Annotated in this window: 18 protein-coding genes; 6 read left to right on the plus strand and 12 right to left on the minus strand. The window is 61.5% G+C overall.

Features of this window, described 5'->3' with window-relative positions; all coding sequences use genetic code 11:
* Nucleotides 1-33: 33 nt before the first annotated feature.
* The 7 genes from EFB14_RS14495 to EFB14_RS14525 all read right to left on the minus strand — a co-directional run bounded on the left by EFB14_RS14495 (nucleotide 34) and on the right by EFB14_RS14525 (nucleotide 8,290).
* Nucleotides 34-768, minus strand: a complete 735-nt coding sequence (locus EFB14_RS14495) for a L,D-transpeptidase family protein (protein WP_125846334.1) — start codon at nucleotides 766-768, stop codon at nucleotides 34-36.
* Nucleotides 769-945: 177 nt separating this feature from the next.
* Nucleotides 946-1,752 (minus strand): L,D-transpeptidase, encoded by an 807-nt coding sequence (locus EFB14_RS14500; protein WP_125846335.1) that lies wholly within the window; start codon nucleotides 1,750-1,752, stop codon nucleotides 946-948.
* Nucleotides 1,753-1,926: 174 nt separating this feature from the next.
* Complete coding sequence (locus EFB14_RS14505) at nucleotides 1,927-2,850, minus strand: alpha/beta hydrolase family protein (RefSeq protein ID WP_125846336.1); 924 nt, start codon at nucleotides 2,848-2,850, stop codon at nucleotides 1,927-1,929.
* A 178-nt stretch (nucleotides 2,851-3,028) separates the two neighbouring features.
* Nucleotides 3,029-4,651 (minus strand): cisplatin damage response ATP-dependent DNA ligase, encoded by a 1,623-nt coding sequence (locus EFB14_RS14510; RefSeq protein ID WP_126826292.1) that lies wholly within the window; start codon nucleotides 4,649-4,651, stop codon nucleotides 3,029-3,031.
* 46 nt (nucleotides 4,652-4,697) lie between these two features.
* The gene (locus tag EFB14_RS14515) at nucleotides 4,698-5,708 is read right to left on the minus strand and encodes a ligase-associated DNA damage response exonuclease (protein ID WP_126826295.1); all 1,011 of its coding nucleotides are present in this window, start codon (nucleotides 5,706-5,708) and stop codon (nucleotides 4,698-4,700) included.
* 183 nt (nucleotides 5,709-5,891) lie between these two features.
* Nucleotides 5,892-7,250: a tetratricopeptide repeat protein gene (locus EFB14_RS14520; protein ID WP_126826298.1), complete on the minus strand. Its 1,359-nt coding sequence runs from the start codon at nucleotides 7,248-7,250 to the stop codon at nucleotides 5,892-5,894.
* Between the two features lie 209 nt (nucleotides 7,251-7,459).
* Entirely contained in the window at nucleotides 7,460-8,290 is an 831-nt protein-coding gene (locus EFB14_RS14525; protein WP_126826301.1) for an alpha/beta fold hydrolase, read from the minus strand.
* Between the two features lie 122 nt (nucleotides 8,291-8,412).
* Between EFB14_RS14525 and EFB14_RS14530 the strand changes: the two genes are divergently transcribed.
* Nucleotides 8,413-9,384 carry a glycerophosphodiester phosphodiesterase family protein gene (locus EFB14_RS14530; protein ID WP_126826305.1) on the plus strand — a complete coding sequence of 324 codons (972 nt, stop codon included), beginning with the start codon at nucleotides 8,413-8,415 and terminating at the stop codon, nucleotides 9,382-9,384.
* Between the two features lie 3 nt (nucleotides 9,385-9,387).
* Here the strand turns inward: EFB14_RS14530 and EFB14_RS14535 are convergent, their stop codons facing one another.
* Entirely contained in the window at nucleotides 9,388-11,685 is a 2,298-nt protein-coding gene (locus EFB14_RS14535) for a sensor domain-containing protein (protein ID WP_126826308.1), read from the minus strand.
* Nucleotides 11,686-11,931: 246 nt separating this feature from the next.
* Between EFB14_RS14535 and EFB14_RS14540 the strand changes: the two genes are divergently transcribed.
* The gene (locus EFB14_RS14540) at nucleotides 11,932-13,302 is read left to right on the plus strand and encodes a TIGR03808 family TAT-translocated repetitive protein (RefSeq protein WP_126826311.1); all 1,371 of its coding nucleotides are present in this window, start codon (nucleotides 11,932-11,934) and stop codon (nucleotides 13,300-13,302) included.
* A gap of 153 nt (nucleotides 13,303-13,455) precedes the next feature.
* Nucleotides 13,456-14,121 carry a glutathione S-transferase family protein gene (locus EFB14_RS14545; protein ID WP_125846344.1) on the plus strand — a complete coding sequence of 222 codons (666 nt, stop codon included), beginning with the start codon at nucleotides 13,456-13,458 and terminating at the stop codon, nucleotides 14,119-14,121.
* A gap of 45 nt (nucleotides 14,122-14,166) precedes the next feature.
* On the opposite strand, the gene EFB14_RS14550 is transcribed toward EFB14_RS14545, so the two are convergent.
* Together EFB14_RS14550 and EFB14_RS14555 are read right to left on the minus strand one after the other, a co-directional pair.
* The gene (locus EFB14_RS14550; RefSeq protein ID WP_126826314.1) at nucleotides 14,167-15,171 is read right to left on the minus strand and encodes an inorganic phosphate transporter; all 1,005 of its coding nucleotides are present in this window, start codon (nucleotides 15,169-15,171) and stop codon (nucleotides 14,167-14,169) included.
* Nucleotides 15,171-15,815, minus strand: coding sequence for a DUF47 domain-containing protein (locus EFB14_RS14555; RefSeq protein WP_125846383.1), 645 nt, complete (start codon nucleotides 15,813-15,815; stop codon nucleotides 15,171-15,173). The genes EFB14_RS14550 and EFB14_RS14555 overlap by 1 nt, the downstream gene beginning before the upstream one ends.
* Before the next feature lie 95 nt (nucleotides 15,816-15,910).
* Here EFB14_RS14555 and EFB14_RS14560 point away from each other — a divergent pair, with 95 nt between their 5' ends.
* The gene (locus EFB14_RS14560; RefSeq protein WP_126826317.1) at nucleotides 15,911-16,447 is read left to right on the plus strand and encodes an NUDIX hydrolase; all 537 of its coding nucleotides are present in this window, start codon (nucleotides 15,911-15,913) and stop codon (nucleotides 16,445-16,447) included.
* A 26-nt stretch (nucleotides 16,448-16,473) separates the two neighbouring features.
* Here the strand turns inward: EFB14_RS14560 and EFB14_RS14565 are convergent, their stop codons facing one another.
* On the minus strand, nucleotides 16,474-17,370 hold the full coding sequence (locus EFB14_RS14565; protein ID WP_126826321.1) for a LysR substrate-binding domain-containing protein: 897 nt from the start codon (nucleotides 17,368-17,370) through the stop codon (nucleotides 16,474-16,476).
* Nucleotides 17,371-17,504: 134 nt separating this feature from the next.
* On the opposite strand from EFB14_RS14565, the gene EFB14_RS14570 reads away from it, so the two are divergent.
* Nucleotides 17,505-17,702, plus strand: coding sequence for a hypothetical protein (locus EFB14_RS14570; RefSeq protein ID WP_125846348.1), 198 nt, complete (start codon nucleotides 17,505-17,507; stop codon nucleotides 17,700-17,702).
* 39 nt (nucleotides 17,703-17,741) lie between these two features.
* Entirely contained in the window at nucleotides 17,742-18,095 is a 354-nt protein-coding gene (locus tag EFB14_RS14575) for an MmcQ/YjbR family DNA-binding protein (RefSeq protein ID WP_126826324.1), read from the plus strand.
* Here EFB14_RS14575 and EFB14_RS14580 read toward each other — a convergent pair.
* On the minus strand, nucleotides 18,086-18,706 hold the full coding sequence (locus EFB14_RS14580; protein WP_125846350.1) for a glutathione S-transferase family protein: 621 nt from the start codon (nucleotides 18,704-18,706) through the stop codon (nucleotides 18,086-18,088). The two genes, EFB14_RS14575 and EFB14_RS14580, sit on opposite strands and share 10 nt — an antisense overlap.
* Between the last annotated feature and the right edge of the window lie 79 nt (nucleotides 18,707-18,785).

Below are 18,785 nucleotides of genomic sequence, written 5' to 3' on the forward strand. Positions count from 1 at the left end.
GAGGCGGCCCGCTTGCAGCCGCCTCGGCGACGATTACTGCCAGACGACGATCGGCGCCTTCGTGGGAACGCGATCGTAGAGATCGATAATATCCTGGTTCAGCAGTCTGACACAGCCCGATGAGACGGCCTTGCCGATCGAGCGCCAGTCGGGATTGCCGTGCAGGCGGTAGAGCGTATCCTCTCCATTCGAGAAGATGTAAAGCGCGCGGGCGCCGAGCGGGTTTTTCAGGCCCGGCTCCATGCCGCCGTTGTCGATCGAATATTTGACGAGTTCAGGCTGGCGGGCGACCATCTCGTTCGGCGGCTTCCAGCGCGGCCATTTCTGGCGCCACTGGATAACGCCCGATCCCTGCCAGGCGAAACCCTCACGGCCGATGCCGACGCCATAGCGCATCGCCATGCCGTCATTTTCGACAAGATAGAGGAAGCGCGACGGCGTATCGACGACGATGGTGCCGGGGCGCTGTCCGGTCGGATCGACGACGCGCTGGCGATAATAGCGGGGGTCGATCTGCTCGTAGGGAACGGCGGGAATGAGAAAGCCGCCGTCCTCGACGGGACCATAGATGACGGCAAGCTCTGCGTCGCTGGGCACGCTCGACGTTCCCATGGACTGGAACAGGCGCACAGGCGAGCGGTAGATGATCGTCGAATCGCCCGACGTCACCGTATTGGCCGATGAGGCGCAGCCGCCGAGCGCGGAGGCGGCGGTCAGTGCCGAAAAGGAAAGAAAGCTGCGGCGGGAAAGATGTCTATCGAAGCTCATGACGCGGGACTGATTTCCTTTTGATGCGGGAAGCCGAACGAGGCGCCTTATAAGCCGACGATTCGTCCAATGCCGATAACAACATCAGAAAATCTATCGGCTTGCGCCAAATAAACCATAGCTTCACGCAGACGTGTCCCGCCGGGAGCGGACGATATGGGCAGCGCTGTTGCAGCGCTACATCACAACGATCACGGCCTTGGCGGGAACGCGGTCGTAGAGATCAATGACATCCTGGTTCAGCATGCGCACGCAGCCCGACGAGGTGGCCTTGCCGATCGACTGCCAGTCGGGCGTACCGTGGATGCGGTAGAGCGTATCCTGCCCGCCCTTGAAGATATACATGGCGCGCGCGCCGAGCGGGTTCTGCAGCCCCGGATTCATGCCGCCGTTTTCCGCCGCAAAGGGGCGAACCTCAGGCTGGCGCGAGACCATCTCGACCGGCGGCGTCCAGCGCGGCCATTTCTGTTTCCACTGGATGACGCCGCGGCCCGACCATGCATAGCCATCGCGGCCGAGACCGACGCCATAGCGCATCGCCTTGCCGTTACCCTCGACCAAATACAGGAAACGGGCCTTGGTATCGACGATCACGGTGCCGGGGCGCTCGGTCGTCTGATAATCGACCTCCTGGCGCAGGAATTGCGGCTGCACGCGACTGACGGGGATCGACGGCAGGGTGAAATCCTCGTCGCGCAGCTCACCATACATCGCCATGTGCACCGGATTGGTGACCGGCAGGCCGAAGGTCTGATGGAACTGCGTCTTGTAAAGCTCGCGCGTCTGCGGCACCGGCTGATCGGGAATGGGCCGCACCCGGCGCGGATCGACACCGGGCGGCTGATAGAAGACCGGCGAGGTTTCCTGCACGAAGCGGGCGGGCGAATCGGCAGCGACATCGGGAATGAGGATGTTGCAGCCGCTCAGCGACGCGACAACGATCACGAGCCCGGCAATCGGGAAGACCCGGCGCAGAAAATTCATGGAACCACCCTTATCAACGATCGGCAAGACAGCGATATCTGCCGGGACGATGGCATCCGCGGCTGGCGCGAGGCTGGCGTTGGGGTGGAAAAACCAAAATCAGGAAACCGTGAACCGGCCGGTTCGGGTTTATCCGACGTCACATTCGGCCGGCGTTGCCGGCAGCGGCCAAACTCAGGCCGCCACCCCATGGAAGAAGCGGATGCTCTGTTCGATCTCGGCCGGCAGCGCCGAAGTGTGATTGCCGGCAACGGTTTCGGTCTCGATATGGGCGCCGGCGGCACGGGCACGGCGGGCAAGTAGTTCGGCGCGGTCGTTGAAATGGGCCTCTTCGGTGCCGTGGACCACGCGGACCGGGCATTTGAAGCTGTGGGCGTAACACAAGGCCGAGCGCACCTCGAATTCATGGGTGTTGCTGTCGTCGAAGCGGATGTCCTCGGGATAGCGGTTGAAGAAGCGGAAGGCATCGGGATTGCCCGAAATCGGCGCAGCGGCGCGGAACTTGTGGGTGCTCATCGCCGTCAGCATGGTCAGCGTGCCGCCGATGCTGTGGCCGGCGATGAAGAGACGCTGGGGATCGACACCCGGCAAATGCGCCAGACGCTCGCTGGCGGCAAGAACGTCGTCGACCTCATCGTAGAAGCCGGAGAAATTGCCCATCTGGCCGTTTTCGCCGCGCAGCGACGGCATCATCACGACGTAACCGGCATCCATATAGGGCTTCAACAGCTGCCAGTGGCCGATGCCCATGGCATTGCCACCGTGGAGAAAGAGCACGGCGGGCTTGGAGGTGCGCTCGCGCTTGTATCTCGAGACCCAGGCCGCAAGCTCCAGCTCGCCGCCATAGCCGGAGCGATAGAAGATCTTGTCGGCGTCTGCAGGCGCATTCAGCAGTTCGTACTTGTCGGGCGCCGGCCCCTTCTTCAGCAGCTTCGTGCGGAAATGGCTGCGGACCTTGACGTAATCGTGCTTGGCAAGCCGCGGCTCGTCCGGAACATCGAAAGCCGCCGCCATGCGCGGCAGGACGAGTGCACCGGCAAGACCCGCCAGCACGGTGCGGCGTTGGCGGAAAAAGGAATTTCGTTCATGCGAGCTCATTGCGCAGCACCCAAATCATCTCCCCCGGCCCATCTAAATTAAACAGTTAGAACATGATGTCATCCGAAAACCGCTTACACTTTTCGGCGTCATGCTCAGAAAAATCTGCACCGGAAGACCGTTGCCGCCAATACACGTCCTGTTGAAAATATCGCCCTGCGTCATTGTTGCGCAGGGGTCACTCGGCCTTGGCGTCGATCATGGCGATCAACGTGCGCAGCCGATCGGCCTCGTAGGAGGGCTTGTCGGGACGAAGGCGGGCGATGCGGGGGAAGCGCATGGCCACGCCCGATTTATGCCGGGTCGAGCGATTGATGCCCTCGAAGGCCACTTCAACGACGAAGCCGAAATCCTTGTCGGCGCGCACGGCGCGCACCGGCCCGAAGCGCTCGGTGGTGTTGTTGCGCACGAATTTGTCGAGCAGCTCGAGTTCGGCATCGGTGAAACCGAAATAGGCCTTGCCGACGGGCACCAGCTGTTCGCCGTCCTCGTCATCGGCCCAGACGCCGAAGGTGAAATCGGAATAGTAGCTGGAGCGCTTGCCGTGGCCGCGCTGGGCATACATCAGCACTGCGTCGACATTATAGGGGTTGCGCTTCCATTTGAACCAGGGGCCTTTCATCCGGCCGGCCTGGTAGATGCTGTCGCGGCGCTTGATCATCACGCCCTCGATGACAGGGTCGGGCGGGGCCGCGCGCAGGGCGTCGAGTTCCTCCCATGAGGAGAAAGGCACGAGCGGCGAGAGGTCGAAACGGTCGTGGGGGGCGCGGTCGATGATCTCGGCCAGCCGGTCGCGGCGATCGACATAGGTGCGGCCGCGAACATCCTCTTCTGCGTCGAAGAGCAGGTCGTAGGCGCGGATGAAGGCCGGGTAGTCGTCCAGCATCTTCGCCGTCACCGTCTTGCGGTTCAGGCGCTGCTGCAGGTCGGAGAAGGTGCGGGTCGGGCTATTGGAGCGGGCGGTGCCGCCGACCAGCAACTCGCCGTCGACGACGCCTGAAAAATCGATCGCTTCGAGAACATCAGGGAAGGCGCCGGAGATATCGTCACCGGAGCGGGAATAGATCTTGCGCCGGTCACCGGAGCGGGAGAGCTGGACGCGGATACCGTCCCACTTCCATTCGGCGGCATAGGCGGCCGGATCGAGACCATCGAGATCCCCCTCCTCCACCGGATTGGCAAGCATGACGGAATGGAAGATCGCCGGTGTCGCCAGCACCGGTCTTTCGCCGCCTGCCAGCCATTCGAACAATGTCTCGTAAGGCGGCTGCAGGCCATGCCACAGGGTTTCGATCTCGGTGACATCACGCCCGCCGAGGTCGGCCAGCGCCTGCTTGGCGAGACGGGCGGAAACGCCGATGCGCAGCGCGCCGGTCGCAAGCTTGATGAAGGCGAAACGGCCGGACGAATCCAGCCGGTCGAGCAGATCGCGCACGAAGCCGCGCACTTCGGTGCGGCCGAGCGCATTCATGCGGGTAACGACCTCGCCGAGGCGCGGCTGGGCAAAGGCCGAGCGGTCTACGTCCCTCTCATTGTCCCAGACGAGCGAGATGGTTTCGGCGAGATCGCCGACATAATCGTAGGAATAGCGAAACAACACTTCATCCATGCGCTCCAGCACCAGTTCGCGCAGCATGGCGGGTTTGACGTTGCGTACCTCCAGCGTGCCGGCGATAGCGGCAAGGCCATAGCCGCGGTCTGGGTCCGGCGTGTCGCGGAAATAATCGGTGAGCAGCTTGAGCTTGCCGTTGCGGCTGGGAGTCAAGACCAGACGATCAAGGAGGTCGGCGAAGGCTTTCATGTTGGCCTCCTGACTGGGGAGGGGTTTTCAGCAAAGAATTCCACTCTCAATCCCCCTCGTCCTCATAACCCACCAGATGCAGCGGCTTCGCCTTGATGCCCTGCAGTTCGCACCACCGCACCAGCGCCTCCTCGCGGCCATGCGTCACCCAAACCTCGGCCGGGTGCAACTCTCGAATCGTTTCCGTCAGTTCCGGCCAGTCGCAATGATCCGATATGACGAGCGGCAGTTCGACGCCGAGCTGTTTGGCGCGCTGTCGCACCATCATCCAGCCGGAGGCGAAAGCCGGCAGCGGCTCGTTGAAGCGCCTCGCCCAGCGATCGGCGAAGGCCGATGACGGGCCGACGACGACCGCGCCCTTGAAGGCGGATTTGTCGCGGCTTTCGATCGTTGCCGGCAGCAGCTCGCCGAGATCGATGCCCTGCCCGACATAATAGTCGCAGAGTTTTTCCATAGCGCCGTGGATATAGATCGGCTCGGCATAACCGGCATCGCGCAGCAGCCGGATGACGCGCTGGGCCTTGCCGAGCGCATAGGCGCCGACGAGATGGGTGCGCTCGGGAAATTGCCGCAACGATGCCAGCAGTTTGCCGGTCTCATCCATCGGATCAGGATGATGGAAGACCGGCAGGCCGAAGGTCGCCTCGGTGATGAAGACATCGCAGGGAACCGGCACATAGGCCTCGCAGGTCGGGTCTGGGCGGCGCTTGTAGTCGCCGGAGACGACGATGCGGGTGCCGTTCTTCTCTATGGCGATCTGAGCGGAGCCGAGCACGTGGCCGGCGGGATGAAAACTCACCTTGACGCCGTTGACCAGCAGTTCCTCGCCGAAGGCCGCCGCCTGCTCACTGGCGCAAAAGCCGTCGCCGTAGCGCAGGCGCATGATATCGAGCGTCTGGCGGGTGGCGAGCACATTCACATGGCCCGGCCGGGCATGATCCGAATGGCCGTGGGTGACGAGCGCCTGCTCAACCGGTCGCACCGGATCGACATAAAAGCCGCCCTCGGGACAATAGAGCCCTTCGGGGGCGGGATAAAGCAGCGCGTCAGGTCTCATGAAGCTAGAGATAGCGGGAATTGGACGCGTGGCCAGAGGCCTGAGGAAGGGGACCACAGAAAGCGCCAGCACGACGACTGCGCAAGCTCGTCGCCATCGTGACACAGGCCGAGTGGAATCGACCATGGCTGCCTTTCAAGACGGCCATGATGATCTTCCCGCGCTGCGACAAAAGCCCGTTGCTCAGACTATCGGCGTCATCAGCAGGCTCGTTCTGTCGTGGCCAACCACCATATCAAGTGAGGTACCGGCCCGGACGTCCACCGGCTGCGGGAAGGTGTGAAGAACCTGAAGCCAGCCGCCATCATGATAGCCGTCGGGGTGGTTGTCGAAAACCACGCCCTCGATCAGATCGACCTTCATCCATTGGACGACCCCGACCGCAGTGCCATCCGCGTGAACCGGCACCGATACTTTGCGCAGCGCTGCGGCATGTTTGCGGGCGGTGAGGTCGACTGCAGCGATCTCGAAATCGTCGGAAAGCCTGGTCCATTCGGTCATCGTGCCGTGAACGGGCAGACGCAACGGGGCAAGCGCATTGAATTGCGACATGTCGAAACCGGAGACCTCGCCGACATGGGCATAGTTGGAGAGTGTTTCGCTGGCGACGAGGCAGCCCATGGCGGAGGCAGCGCGCGGAATGACGATGGCATCCTCGCGGATCAGCCGCGCATGGGCGTCCTCGAAAGTGTTCAGCACATCTTCGGCCAGAAGATCGCTTGAAAGGATCTCGGAAATCAGGATGTCGGCACGGGCTTTCATGTCCTTGCCGACAGAAAGTTCGGTCGAGGGTTTTTCGAAGATGTCGATCTGCTCGCGGTAGCCATTGGCGGCAATGATCCTTTCCGCTGTCTGGGCGATGGCCGGCACGCTCTCGCAGGTCGCGATATTGGTGGCGCCGGCGCGCGCCGCCATCATAGACAGCAGGCCGCTTCCGGCGCCGATATCGAGAATATGCGCATCGGCGCCGCGCAGCTCTAAGGCCCGGCGGATCGCCGCTTCGAAGGCGTCGTTGCGTCTGGTGTCGTTCATCATGGCGATGTGCCAGAAGGGCACGATCGCGGAGGAGATGCGTCTTATCTGGTGCCAGGCATTGATATTGTCCGGCTGCAACCGCAGAACATGACGAAATTCGGCCAGCGCCTCCGACTGCCGGCCGGAGTCGGCCAGTGCAACGGCAAGGTTGTTCCGCACGACAGGATTTTCGGGCGACAGGCCACGTGCCATCTCATAGCAGCCGACCGCTTCCGCCGACCGGCCGAGCTGGCGCAGCAGCGCGCCCTTTTCCATGAGCGCGACGAGATGGGCGGGATTGAGGCCGAGCAGCTTGTTCCAGTAGTAGAGAGCGGTTTCAGCATCGCCTCTCTTTGCGACAACGCCCGCCAGCAGCGGCAGGATGTCTATCGTGCGATAGTCCTTGTGCAGGACTCTGACATAGGCTTTTTCGGCGTTTTCGAAATCGCCCGACGCCTGAAAACTCATCGCGTCGCTCAGCGATTTGCGCGCGATCGAAATTCTCTCTTCCATATCAATGCTGATCATTCCGGCTCCCTGGGCCTTCTCGAGACAAGCGGAGGAGCCGCGGACGAGCACACGCCTTCGGGCGCAACCTGCCATGCCTGGGACTGACATGAGTGGGCGGCGGCTCGAAGGTTTCCGTGAGCGGACGACAAAACGAATCCTTCCCGCAGACCCTACGTTTGCCGTTCCAAAAAAGTTACTGAATTCTTAAGAAATTCCGCTGCCGCGGCTCAACGCCGCAAGCCTTCATTTTTTCGTGTTCCGATGCCGTCGAGGAAGTTGACCACCGCGGCATTGAACTCGGCCGGCCGCTGCAGCGGCGCAAAATGGCTCACACCGTGGAGATAAATCATCTGTGCGTCCGGAATGCTGCGGGCAAGATATTCGGCATGGTCAGGCTTGATGAATTCGTCATGCTCGCCGAACACGATTGCGACCGGCACGTGGATCAGGCCGAGGTCAGCCGCATCATAATTCGGCTCCGTCCGCATCATCAGGCTGACCGCCTCGACGAAGGGATGAAAATCGTCCGGCGTGGCGGACAAGGCAGCGTAATCCGCGGCGTGTCGACTGAAGCATCGGTCGATCACCGGGGTCGTATGAAATTCCAGCGTGCCGCTCGGATCCATGTTGCAGGCAAAAAAGAAGACCCCTTCGACACGGGACGGCACCGTCATCGCGAGGATCAGGGCAATGCAGGCGCCATCGCTCCAGCCGACGATCGCCGCCTTGTCGAGGCGCAGTTCGTCCATGACGGCAAGCACATCGGCTGCCATCAATTCATAGCTATAGGGACGGGCATCGCGGCTACTGCGGCCATGACCGCGACTGTCGATCAGCACGACGCGACGACCGCTCCGCAACAGCGCGGGCACCTGATAGCCCCAGTTGCCGCTGTGACCGAGGCCGCCATGCAGCAGGATGACGGCAGGACCGGCGCCATAGCTCGAATACCAGATGCGGGCGCCGTCGCGCTCGACATGACTTTCGATCGTTGCGGGCGGCAAAGGAGCGGCGCCATGGGCCTCGAAGTGGATGAGTTCGTCGTCGTGTGTTTCCATGCGATGACAGCCCCGTGCGGCAAATGACCCGATAGCATAGAAAAGCCGGAAAACAGCCCAAGAACAACCGGAATCGCTTTCTAGCCCTTGCATCATTCGATGCAACCAGAGGGGGATAAATCTTGGGCAGGAAGCTTTTCTATTGTGCCGCCGTGATTGCCGTCGCTGCCGCCGGCATCTATCTCAACAATACCAGCCTGCTTGCCGAACATCGGCCGGGAAAGCCGGTGCTGCTTGCCCATCGCGGCATCGCCCAGCGGTTCGACGAAACCGATCTGAAGAACGACACCTGCACGGCGAGCCGCATGCTGGCGCCGAAACACGACTATCTCGAAAACACCATCCGGTCGATGCAGGCCGGCTTTGCCGCCGGCGCCGATATCGTCGAGATCGACGTGCATCCGACAACGGACGGCGAGTTCGCCGTCTTTCACGACTGGACGCTCGACTGCCGCACCGACGGGCACGGCGTCACACGCGAGCATTCGATGGCTGACATGCGAGCGCTCGATATCGGCTACGGCTACACCGCCGATGGCGGCAAGACCTTTCCCTTTCGCGGCCGCGGCATCGGCATGATGCCGACGCTTGCCGAGGCGCTCTCGACCTTTCCGGACCGGCGCTTCCTCATCAACGTCAAGAGCCGCGATCCTTCCGAGGGCGAAAAACTTGCCGCCGTGCTCAACAGCCTTTCCACCGAGCGACGGGCAAAAATCATCGTCTATGGCGGCGACGAGCCGATCGAGGTCATCCGTCGGCTCACGCCCGATATCAGGACCGCCTCGCGCAAGAGCCTGAAGGGCTCTCTGTTCGGCTATATCGGCTATGGCTGGACCGGCCTGCTGCCCGACGCCTGCAAACATGCGATGATGTTGGTGCCGATCAACATCGCCCCGTGGCTCTGGGGCTGGCCGGACCGTTTCCTCAACCGGATGGAAGATGCCGGAACCGAGGTCTTCGTGCTCGGCCCTTACCGCGGTGCCGATTTTTCCACCGGCATTGACGATCCCTCGCAATTGGCGAGGCTGCCTGAGAATTATGCGGCCGGCATATGGACGAACGAGATCGACGCGATCGGCCGGCTTGTGAAATGAAGCTCAGAGACTGCCGGCCTTCAGCAGCACGGCGATCTCGTCAGGAGAAACAGGCCTGGAGAAGCGGTAGCCTTGCGCCTCATCGCAACTGGCCTCGCGCAGGAAATCCAGCTGCGCGTCGGTCTCCACGCCCTCGGCGAGAACCGAAAGCTTCAGCGTCTGTGCCAGGGAAATGACGGCCGAGACGATGGCGACGGCGGTCTTGTCACCCGGCAGGGCCTCGACCAGCGAGCGATCCATCTTCAGGCGGTCGAAGGGGAAGGTCTTCAGCGCCGCAAGGCTGGAATAGCCCGAGCCGAAATCGTCGATCGACAGGCGCACACCAAGCGCACGCAGCGTTTCCATCATGGCAAGCGCGCGTTCGGCATCCTGCATCACCACGCTTTCGGTGACCTCGAGCTCAAGCCAGCGGGACTGCAGCCGATGCCGCTCCAGCGCCTCGGCGACATGGGTTGCGAAATCCGGATCGGCGAACTGTTTGGCGGAGACGTTAACGGCAATCGTCAGCGGCGTCAGGCCCATATCCTGCCAGTGGCGCGCCTGGCGGCAGGCCTCGTTCAGCACCCAGAGACCGAGGGGCACGATCAGGCCGGTCTCTTCGGCAAGCGGAATGAAATTGACCGGCGGCACCCTGCCCTTGGCCGGATGGTTCCAGCGCACCAGCGCCTCGAGCCCGGTGATGCGGCCTGTGGCGACATCGACCTGCGGCTGGTATTGCAGGAAGAGCTGGTCGCCGGTGATCGCCTGATGTAGTTCCTCCTGCTCGCCGAGCGGCATTCCGACGGGCGTGCCGCCGCCCTCGTGATGCTGCAATGTGTTGCGGCCACCCTCCTTGGCGCGGTACATGGCCCGGTCGGCATTGGCGAGAAGCTCTTGCGAGGTTACGCCATCGAAGGGGAAGGCGGCAACGCCGATGCTCGCGGTGACGGTGATCTCGCCATCCTCACCGCGGATCGGCCGGTTGATCGCCTTCTGCAGCTCGCGAAGGCGACGCGTGATGCCGGCATCGTGGCTCGACTGGTGGACAAGCACCACGAGGAATTCGTCGCCGCCGAGACGCACTACCATATCGGACGCCCTGACGCTGTTGGCCATGCGGGCGGCGACCTCTTTCAGCACCTCGTCGCCGGCGGCATGGCCGCGGCCATCGTTGACGTCCTTGAAATTGTCGAGATCGATATAGGCGACGGTCACCTTGCGATTATGGCGGCGGGCCTGGTCGAGGATATTGGCCAGCCGTTCCTTCAGGAAGGCGCGGTTCGGCAGGCCCGTCAGATCGTCATGATGGGCCATGAAATGGATGCGGTCGTCGACGCGTTTGCGCTCGATGGCGATGCCGGCGATGTGAGTGGCAAGTGCCACCAGCGTCATCTCGCGCTCGCTGGGACGGCGGACTTCCCTGGAATAGAGAGCAAACGTGCCGAGCACGTTGTTCTGCGAGGTCATGATCGGCGTCGACCAGCAGGAGCGGAAGCCGAAGGGCGCGACCAGCGCGCGGAAATCCTCCCACAACGGATCGACCGTCACGTCCTCGACGATGACAGTCTGGCCACGCCACGCGGCGGTTCCGCAGGAGCCGACCTTGGGACCGATCGTGACGCCGTCGATCAGACGGCTATAGCCGCCGGGCAGATTGGGAGCGGCGCCGTGATAGAGCCTGGTGCCCTCGCTGTCGAGCAGCAGCACCGATCCGTCAATGCCTGTCAGCTGCGCCTCGATCATCAGCACGAGCGCCTCGAGGATCATCGGCAACGGCTCGTTGCGGGCGATCATTTCGAGCAGTTTCGCCTGGCCGCGATAAAGATCCTCCTGCAGCTTGCGCTCGGTGATATCGCGGGAAACGCCGATCAGGCCGACGACCTCGCCGCGGTCATTGCGCAGCGGTATCTTCGAGGTCAGCCGACATATCTGCCTCTTGCTGCCGGGAAGGACGTATGATTCCTCCATGTCAATGCGAGCTTCGCCCGTCGCCATGATCTGCTGCTCGATGTCGAAGTGGCGGCGCGCCGTCTCGAAGTCGAACAGATCGAAATCGCGCTTGCCGGTGATCTGGGCAGCGCTTTCCAGGCCGAGGCTACTTGCGGTGACGGCGTTGGCGAAGACGAAGCGGCTGTCGCGATCCTTGACGAAGAGGAAATCAGGGAGTTCATGGACGATCGCCTTGAGCCGGAGGTTCTCGATGCCCTCGGACAGATGGTGGGCGGTCGATGCCATCATTGCCTCCGTTGCGGCGACGATACGGCGCGTTTCGGCCGTCAGGGCGTCGGTCGGTTCCCGTCGCCTGGCACTCAATTCCGGCATGATGCCATTCTCCCCGGCGGCCGAAGGCCGCATCCCGCAATAGTCATCATTGAAACTCTCTTATGAGAGTAGTCCGCATTTCCTTCGGCTTGCTTAAATGAAAGAGTGAACAAGACGACAAAATCCGCGGCGATATCCTGCCCTCGTCTGCTGCGGCAACTGCGATTCCGACCGCCTGTACCAAAACAATACATGCCGGATTGGCATGTTTCCTGCTACGGGTGCGCTATGACAAGAGATCCTGGGATGCCTTCACGCCGCGACATGCTTCTGTTCTTTGCCGCCTCGGCGGTTGCGGGATGGACGGCGCCACGCGCGCTCGCCGCACCCCTGACGGCTGCCGCGGAGCCCGGTTTGCGCGGCGCGATCGACGCCGTGGATTATCGCGCCGTTCCTGAAAGCGGCGACCGCAAGACACGAAACCTGCAACAGATGATCGAGCAGGCCGCGCGCGAAAATGTGCCGGTTTTTCTGCCGCCAGGCACCTACCGGATCTCCAATCTCACCCTGCCCGACAATACGCGCATTTCAGGCGTGCCGGGGGCTTCACGCATCGTCTATACCGGCGAAGGCCATCTCTTTGCCGCCGAAAACGTACGACGCATCGAGCTTTCTAATCTCGTCATCGACGGCGGCAATCGTTGGCTGGGCGACTATGCCGGCGGGCTTCTGCAATTCACCGGCGTCGACGAGGTGCTCATCGACAATTGCGAAATCGGCGGCAGCCGCAAGCACGGGCTGCAGCTCGAGCGCTGCGGCGGGCGGATCGAGCGCAGCCGCATTTCGGGTGCGGCCCAATCCGGGCTTTACGCGGTGGAATCGGCAAACCTTTCGATATCGGGAAATACCGTGTCGGATTGCGGCAATGGCGGCATCCTTGTCCATCGCTGGAAGAAGGCGGAGGATGGCACTGTCGTCTCAGGAAACCGCATCTCCAACATCCGCGCCAATGATGGCGGCACCGGCGAAAACGGCAACGGCGTCAATATCTTTCGCGCCGACGGCGTCATGGTTGTGAATAACCACATCTCCGATTGCGCCTTCACGGCGATCCGCGCCAATTCGGCCTCGGATATCCAGATCAGCAGCAATCAATGCCGGCGTTCCGGCGAGACGGCGATCTATGTCGAATTCGCCTTCGAGGGCGCCGTCGTTTCCGCCAATCTCATCGACGGGGCCGCGAACGGCATTTCGATCGCCAATTTCGACGAGGGCGGCCGGCTGGCGAGCGTCACCGGCAACGTCGTGCGCAACCTGACGCTGCGCGGCCCCTACAAGCACGAGGTCGGTTTCGGCATCGGTATCGCGGCAGAGGCCGACACGCTGATATCAAGCAATGTGATCGAGGGCGCACCGCGCTGGGGGCTGCAGATCGGCTGGGGGCCCTACCTTAGAAACGTCGTCGTCAGCGGCAATGTGGTGCGTAAGGCGCCCGTCGGCTGCGCCGTCTCGGTCGCCGATGGCGCCGGGACTGCCGTCATTACCGACAATGTGTTCCAGGAAACTGCCGAAGGGGCGGTTCTCGGATTCCAGTGGGAAAAGAAAGTGTCCGGCGAGATGGCGGGCGGCGGCGCGCCTTATGCGCAGCTCACCGTCGAACGAAACCGCGTCTCCTGACTTTGCATTCGCGCACTTCCGGACGCAAAACCGTCGCGCACTTTTGCTGGAGTTGCTTGCATCAAAAGCTTTCATCGTACCATCAGCGGCAAGGACTTTTCCGAGCGCGATCCGGCGTTTACGGTCTCTCCGACACATTAAGGGGATACGTCCATGCTGACAATCTACGGAGTCTATCGATCGCGCGCATCACGCGTCTACTGGATGGCGGAGGAGCTTGGGCTCGAATTCCAGTCGGTGCCGGTGCTGCAGGCAAGGCGGCTTGCAAATCCACTGGCGCCGGATGCACTGCTCAACACGCACTCACCGGATTTCATTGCCGTCAATCCGATGGGGCAGATTCCCAGCATCAAGGACGGCGACCTCGTCATGCACGAGTCGCTGGCGATCAATCTCTACCTTGCACGCAAATATGGAGGGCCGCTTTCCGGAAAAACCGTCGAAGAAGACGGTTTGTTGACGATGTGGACAGTCTGGGCGGCTGCAGAGGTCGAGCCCCATACGGTAAAAATCGTTCTGACCTATGACAACGGGCTTGAAAACAGCGAAGACGGCAAACAAACGATCGCGGTCGCCTGCCGCTCGCTGCGCAGGCCGCTCGCGGTCCTCGAGAGCCACCTTGCCGGCCGGCAATGGATCGTCGGTGACCGCTTGACCGTTGCCGATCTCAACCTCGCGGAGGTGCTGCGCTACGCCCAGAGCGAGGACGCGCTTTTCCAAGCGCATCCGAACATCAAGGCCTGGATCGAACGCTGCCAGTCCCGCCCGGCCTACAAGGCAATGCAGGCAACACGCAGCAAGGAGCCGATCGAGGTCTGAGGGTTAGAGCATGGTGCCGAAAAACCCCTGCCTCCTTACCCGATTCTATTGCAGCAGAGATGCAAGGCCGTAGAACGTCGCGGATATCACTGCTGCCGCCGGCATCGTTACGATCCAGGCGATCACGATGTTGCCGGCTAATCCCCAGCGCACGGCTGAAATGCGCCGGGCTGCGCCCACTCCGACGATTGCTCCGGTGATGGTATGGGTCGTCGAGACGGGAATACCGAGCCAAGTCGCCGCGAATAGTGTCAATGCTCCGCCCGTCTCGGCGCAGAATCCTTGCATGGGGTTGAGTCGAGTGATCTTCGACCCCATGGTATGAACGATCCGCCATCCGCCAAACAGCGTGCCGAGAGCCATTGCCGACTGGCAGGAAAGGACCACCCAGAAAGGCACATAGAATGTCGAGCCGAGATATCCCTGGCTGAACAAAAGCACTGCGATGATGCCCATCGTCTTCTGCGCATCGTTTCCGCCGTGGCCTAGCGAATAGAGCGAGGCGGACACAAACTGCATGATGCGAAATGTCTGATCCACCGCAAACGGCGTTTGCCGGACGAAGGACCAGGAGACGACGAGCACCAATACCAGAGCAAGCAGGAAGCCGATGGCCGGAGAAAGGAAAATGGCGCCGACAGTCTTCAGGAGACCACTCCAGACGATCGAGCTGAAGCCCACCTTTGCCAAACCGGCGCCCACCAGCCCGCCGACAAGTGCATGTGACGAGCTGGATGGAATCCCGAAAATCCAGGTGAGAATATTCCAGATGATAGCGCCCATGAGTGCGGCAAAGATCACTTGGGGCGAAACGATCGCAGGATCGATGATGCCGGTCCCCAGCGTCTCGGCCACATGCAGGCCGAAGAATAGAAATGCGATGAAATTGAAGAATGCCGCCCAGACGACCGCATATTGCGGCCGCAGGACGCGGGTCGACACGATCGTCGCAATGGAATTGGCCGCATCATGCAGGCCATTGAGAAAGTCAAAGAACAGGGCGACAACAACCAGGCCGACGAGCAGCGGCAGAGCGAGGGAGGCTTCCATCAGACGTTCTCGATGAGAATGCCGCTGATTTCGTTGGCGACGTCCTCGAAGCGGTCGACGACTTTCTCCAGCTCTCCGTAGAGTTGACTTCCGATCATGTAGGCCATCGCATTGCCGCTGGCACCATGACGTAAAAACAGATCCTTCAGGCCCTGGTCGTGGAGTTCGTCGGAACGTCCCTCCACCCGGGTGACTTCCTCCGCGATGGCCGCAAGACGATGCGCATTGGCGCCCAATCTGTCGAGGAGAGGGATCGCTTCCGCGATGAGGTTCGCTGCCTTGACGATTTCGCCGCCCATCTGCTGCATGAGCGGATCGAAGCTCACTTGCTCGAACAGGCGGATCGTCTTGACTGTCTTATGCATCATGTCGATCGCATCATCCATTGACTGAATGAGATCCTTGATGTCGCCGCGGTCGAAGGGCGTGATGAAGCTTCGCCGAACGGCAAGAAGAACCTCGCGCGTCACATCATCGGCCTCGTCTTCCAATGTGACGATACGTTCGCAGTTTTTCTGGACGTCATTGCCTTTCAGGAGTTGGTCAAGGGCGTGCGCTGCGGCAACCACAGTCTTGGAGTGCTTGGAAAACATTTCAAAGAACCTGTCCTCCCGTGGCATCAGCTTGCGAAAAATACTCATCATGCCAACGGACCCTTCAGCGTGGCTAACTGTCATAAATCTGTCATAAACACGCTCAGGCAATTGAAGCAACAAGCAAATTCGACAAGCCAATCACTATGAAGTCTACGAAAAAAAGCCCGGAGCCCCGACCAGACAAGTCCCAGACATTGCTTCGGCAGCTTGCGACCGTTCCCGCCAAGCTGTTCTCCGGTGCATTCCGTCAACAGTACGGCGCTCTTTGCTTCCGCTACAGCAATGGCGGACCCCAGGTCGAAATCCTTGTGGTTACATCACGCGAGAGCGGACGCTGGATCATCCCGAAAGGGTGGCCGATGAAAGGGAAGAAACCCTTCGAAGCTGCGGCGATCGAGGCGTGGGAGGAGGCGGGCGTGCGCGGGGCGGTGAGGAAGAAGCCGGTCGGCTACTACACCTATCTGAAAGAACTCGAGAATGGCGACGTGGCGCCCTGCATTGTCGACGTGTTTCAGGTTGAAGTCACGGAGATCAGGGGTGACTTCAAGGAGCAGGGCCAGCGTGTTCTCGAATGGGTGAGCCCTGATGAAGCGGCGCGACGCATTCGCGAGATCGAACTCAAGTCACTGCTCGTCGAATTTCAGCCCCGCGGCCGCAAGAAGGGCAATGGTGGCGCGTGATCATGCTTTGATGCAGCCTCCCCGCGCTAGCGGAAAAGCGCGAGGGTACCGGCCATTTCCTCACGGATCCAGGCTTTAAAATCCTTGACCTTCTTCGGCTCGCGCGTGCCTGCGGCCGTGACGAAGTAATGGCCGAAGCCGGTCTTGGCGCGAATGCCGAAGGGCGCCACCAGACGGCCTTCGGCGAGCGAAAAGCCGGCAAGGGTCTGCCAAGCCAGCATGACGCCTTGGCCTGCAATCGCCGCATCGAGGCAGAGCGAGGCGTCGTTGAAGACGTGGCGCGTGGCGAGGGTTGCGCCTGAAAGTCCGGCCTCGCGCATCCAGACCTCCCAGGTGAACATGGCATTGCCATCGATGATGGCAGGCAGTTCGAGGAGATCGGCAGGTCCCTTCAATTTCGCCGCCATGTCTGGGGAGCAGACCGGAAAGACCTCCTGCTCCAGCAACAGTTCAGCCTTCACGTCAGGCCATGTGCCGGCGCCGACGCGGATGCCGATATCGACATCGCAAAGGGCCGGATTGACGAGGTTGGTCGTCGCATCCAGCCGCAGCTTGATGTCGGGATGACGCTCGGCGAAGCGATCGAGACGGCAGACGAGCCAGCGGGCGGCGAAAACAGGGGCGACCGAGATGGTCAGGATCGCATCGTCCTTGCGGCTCGCGATCGATACCGCGGCCGAAAGACGGGCGAACCCCTCGGCAAGCGCAAAAAGCACCGGCCGACCGGCTTCGGTCACGATCATTCCCCTGGCAGTGCGCTCGAAGATCACCTGACCGAGCTGGGCCTCCGCCTTGATGACCTGCTGACTGACGGCGCCGACCGAGACGCCGAGTTCGTCGGCCGCTGCCTGGAGCGAGCCGAGACGCCCGACGGCTTCGAGCGCGCGCAGGCCGTTGAGATGGACGGAATTCAGGTTTCTCATATAGTTTTTCTATAGCATGACCGCGTCAATCTCAATTGAAAACCTGACCGTGGGCGCCGATATTGCAGCATGAGAGGCTCGGCGACATCAGCCGTTGAGCAAGCAAATTTGTAGTGAAGAAAGCGAGGCATGCCATGTCATTGCTGAAGTTTTTCTTGAGGACCGCCCATAACTTGACTGACGCAGACATTGCGGGTGATCTCTGGAAGGAGGATCCGCTGCGGCATCCCGAGGTCGAGCGCATGTCGATGCGCGAAATCGCCGATCTGCCGCTCGGACGGCAGGTGGGCTTTCATGCCGAGACCAAACCGCCGCTGGCGAAATGCGCGTAAAAACGTGCTAGGCTTTTGCCCGAGAAGAAGGGCGAAGCAATGGCCGACGACGTCGATGCGATCTTCGAGCGCCTGAAGCGGCTGGCGGCGGAAGCCGGCCTGCCCGGCGTCGAGGAGAGCACTTCCTACGGCAATCCGGCACTGAAGGTCGGCGGCAAGAGCTTCGTTGCGGTAAAGAACGCCGAGACGATCGTGATCTCGATCGCGCTCGACGACAAGGAGCATCTGCTCGAAATGGCGCCTGATATCTATTTCCAGACCGCCCATTATGTCGGCTGGCCGTATCTGCCGGTGCGCGTCGCCCTGATTGGCGACGAGGAATTACGGTTGCGGCTGACCGGCGCCTGGCGGTTCCGGGCGCCGAAGAAGCTTGCCGGCACTTATCAGACCTGATCGTAGGCAAGCGCCCGCTGGACAGCGGAACGCTGCAGCATGCGGGCGTGATGGTCGCTCGCCTTTTCGAAGCGGGCGGGATCGACACCGTCCGACGGCAGCCAGCTTGTCATGACGAAAAGATAAGGATCGGCGATCGAATAGGTTTCGCCCATTACCCAGGGGCCTTCGAACATCGACTGCTCGATCAACGTGAAGCAATCTGCCATGTTTTGCGGTACCTTGGCCTTCATCGCCTCTATTGCGGCCGCATCGTCGGCCCACCGGGAACCGCGCGGGCGGTGGGCATGGTTCACATGCACGGTCGAGCAGATGTAGCTGTTGAAGGACTGGAGCCTGGCAAATTCAAAGGCATCGTCGAGCGGCGCGAGTTTTGCGGCCGGCGCGCTTTGGGCGATGTAAGCCAGGATCGCCGGCGTTTCCGTCAGCACGCCGCGATCGGTCACAAGCGCTGGCACCCGGCCCTTCGGGTTGATCTTCAGATAATCAGGCGACCGCTGCTCGCCGTCACGAAGACTGATCTTCTTCGTTTCGAAGGCCAGGCCGGATTCTTCCAAGGCAATGAGGCTTGCGAGCGCGCAGGTTCCGGGCGCGTAATACAATGTCAGCATGGTTCTCGACTCCCTTTCGGCAAGGGTTATAGCGCAGGGGTCTGCGCGTCGGAACCGGCAAGATCGGGAGGAGCCGGCA

It is taken from the genome of Rhizobium fabae, from assembly GCF_003985135.1.
GTDB lineage: Bacteria > Pseudomonadota > Alphaproteobacteria > Rhizobiales > Rhizobiaceae > Rhizobium > Rhizobium pisi.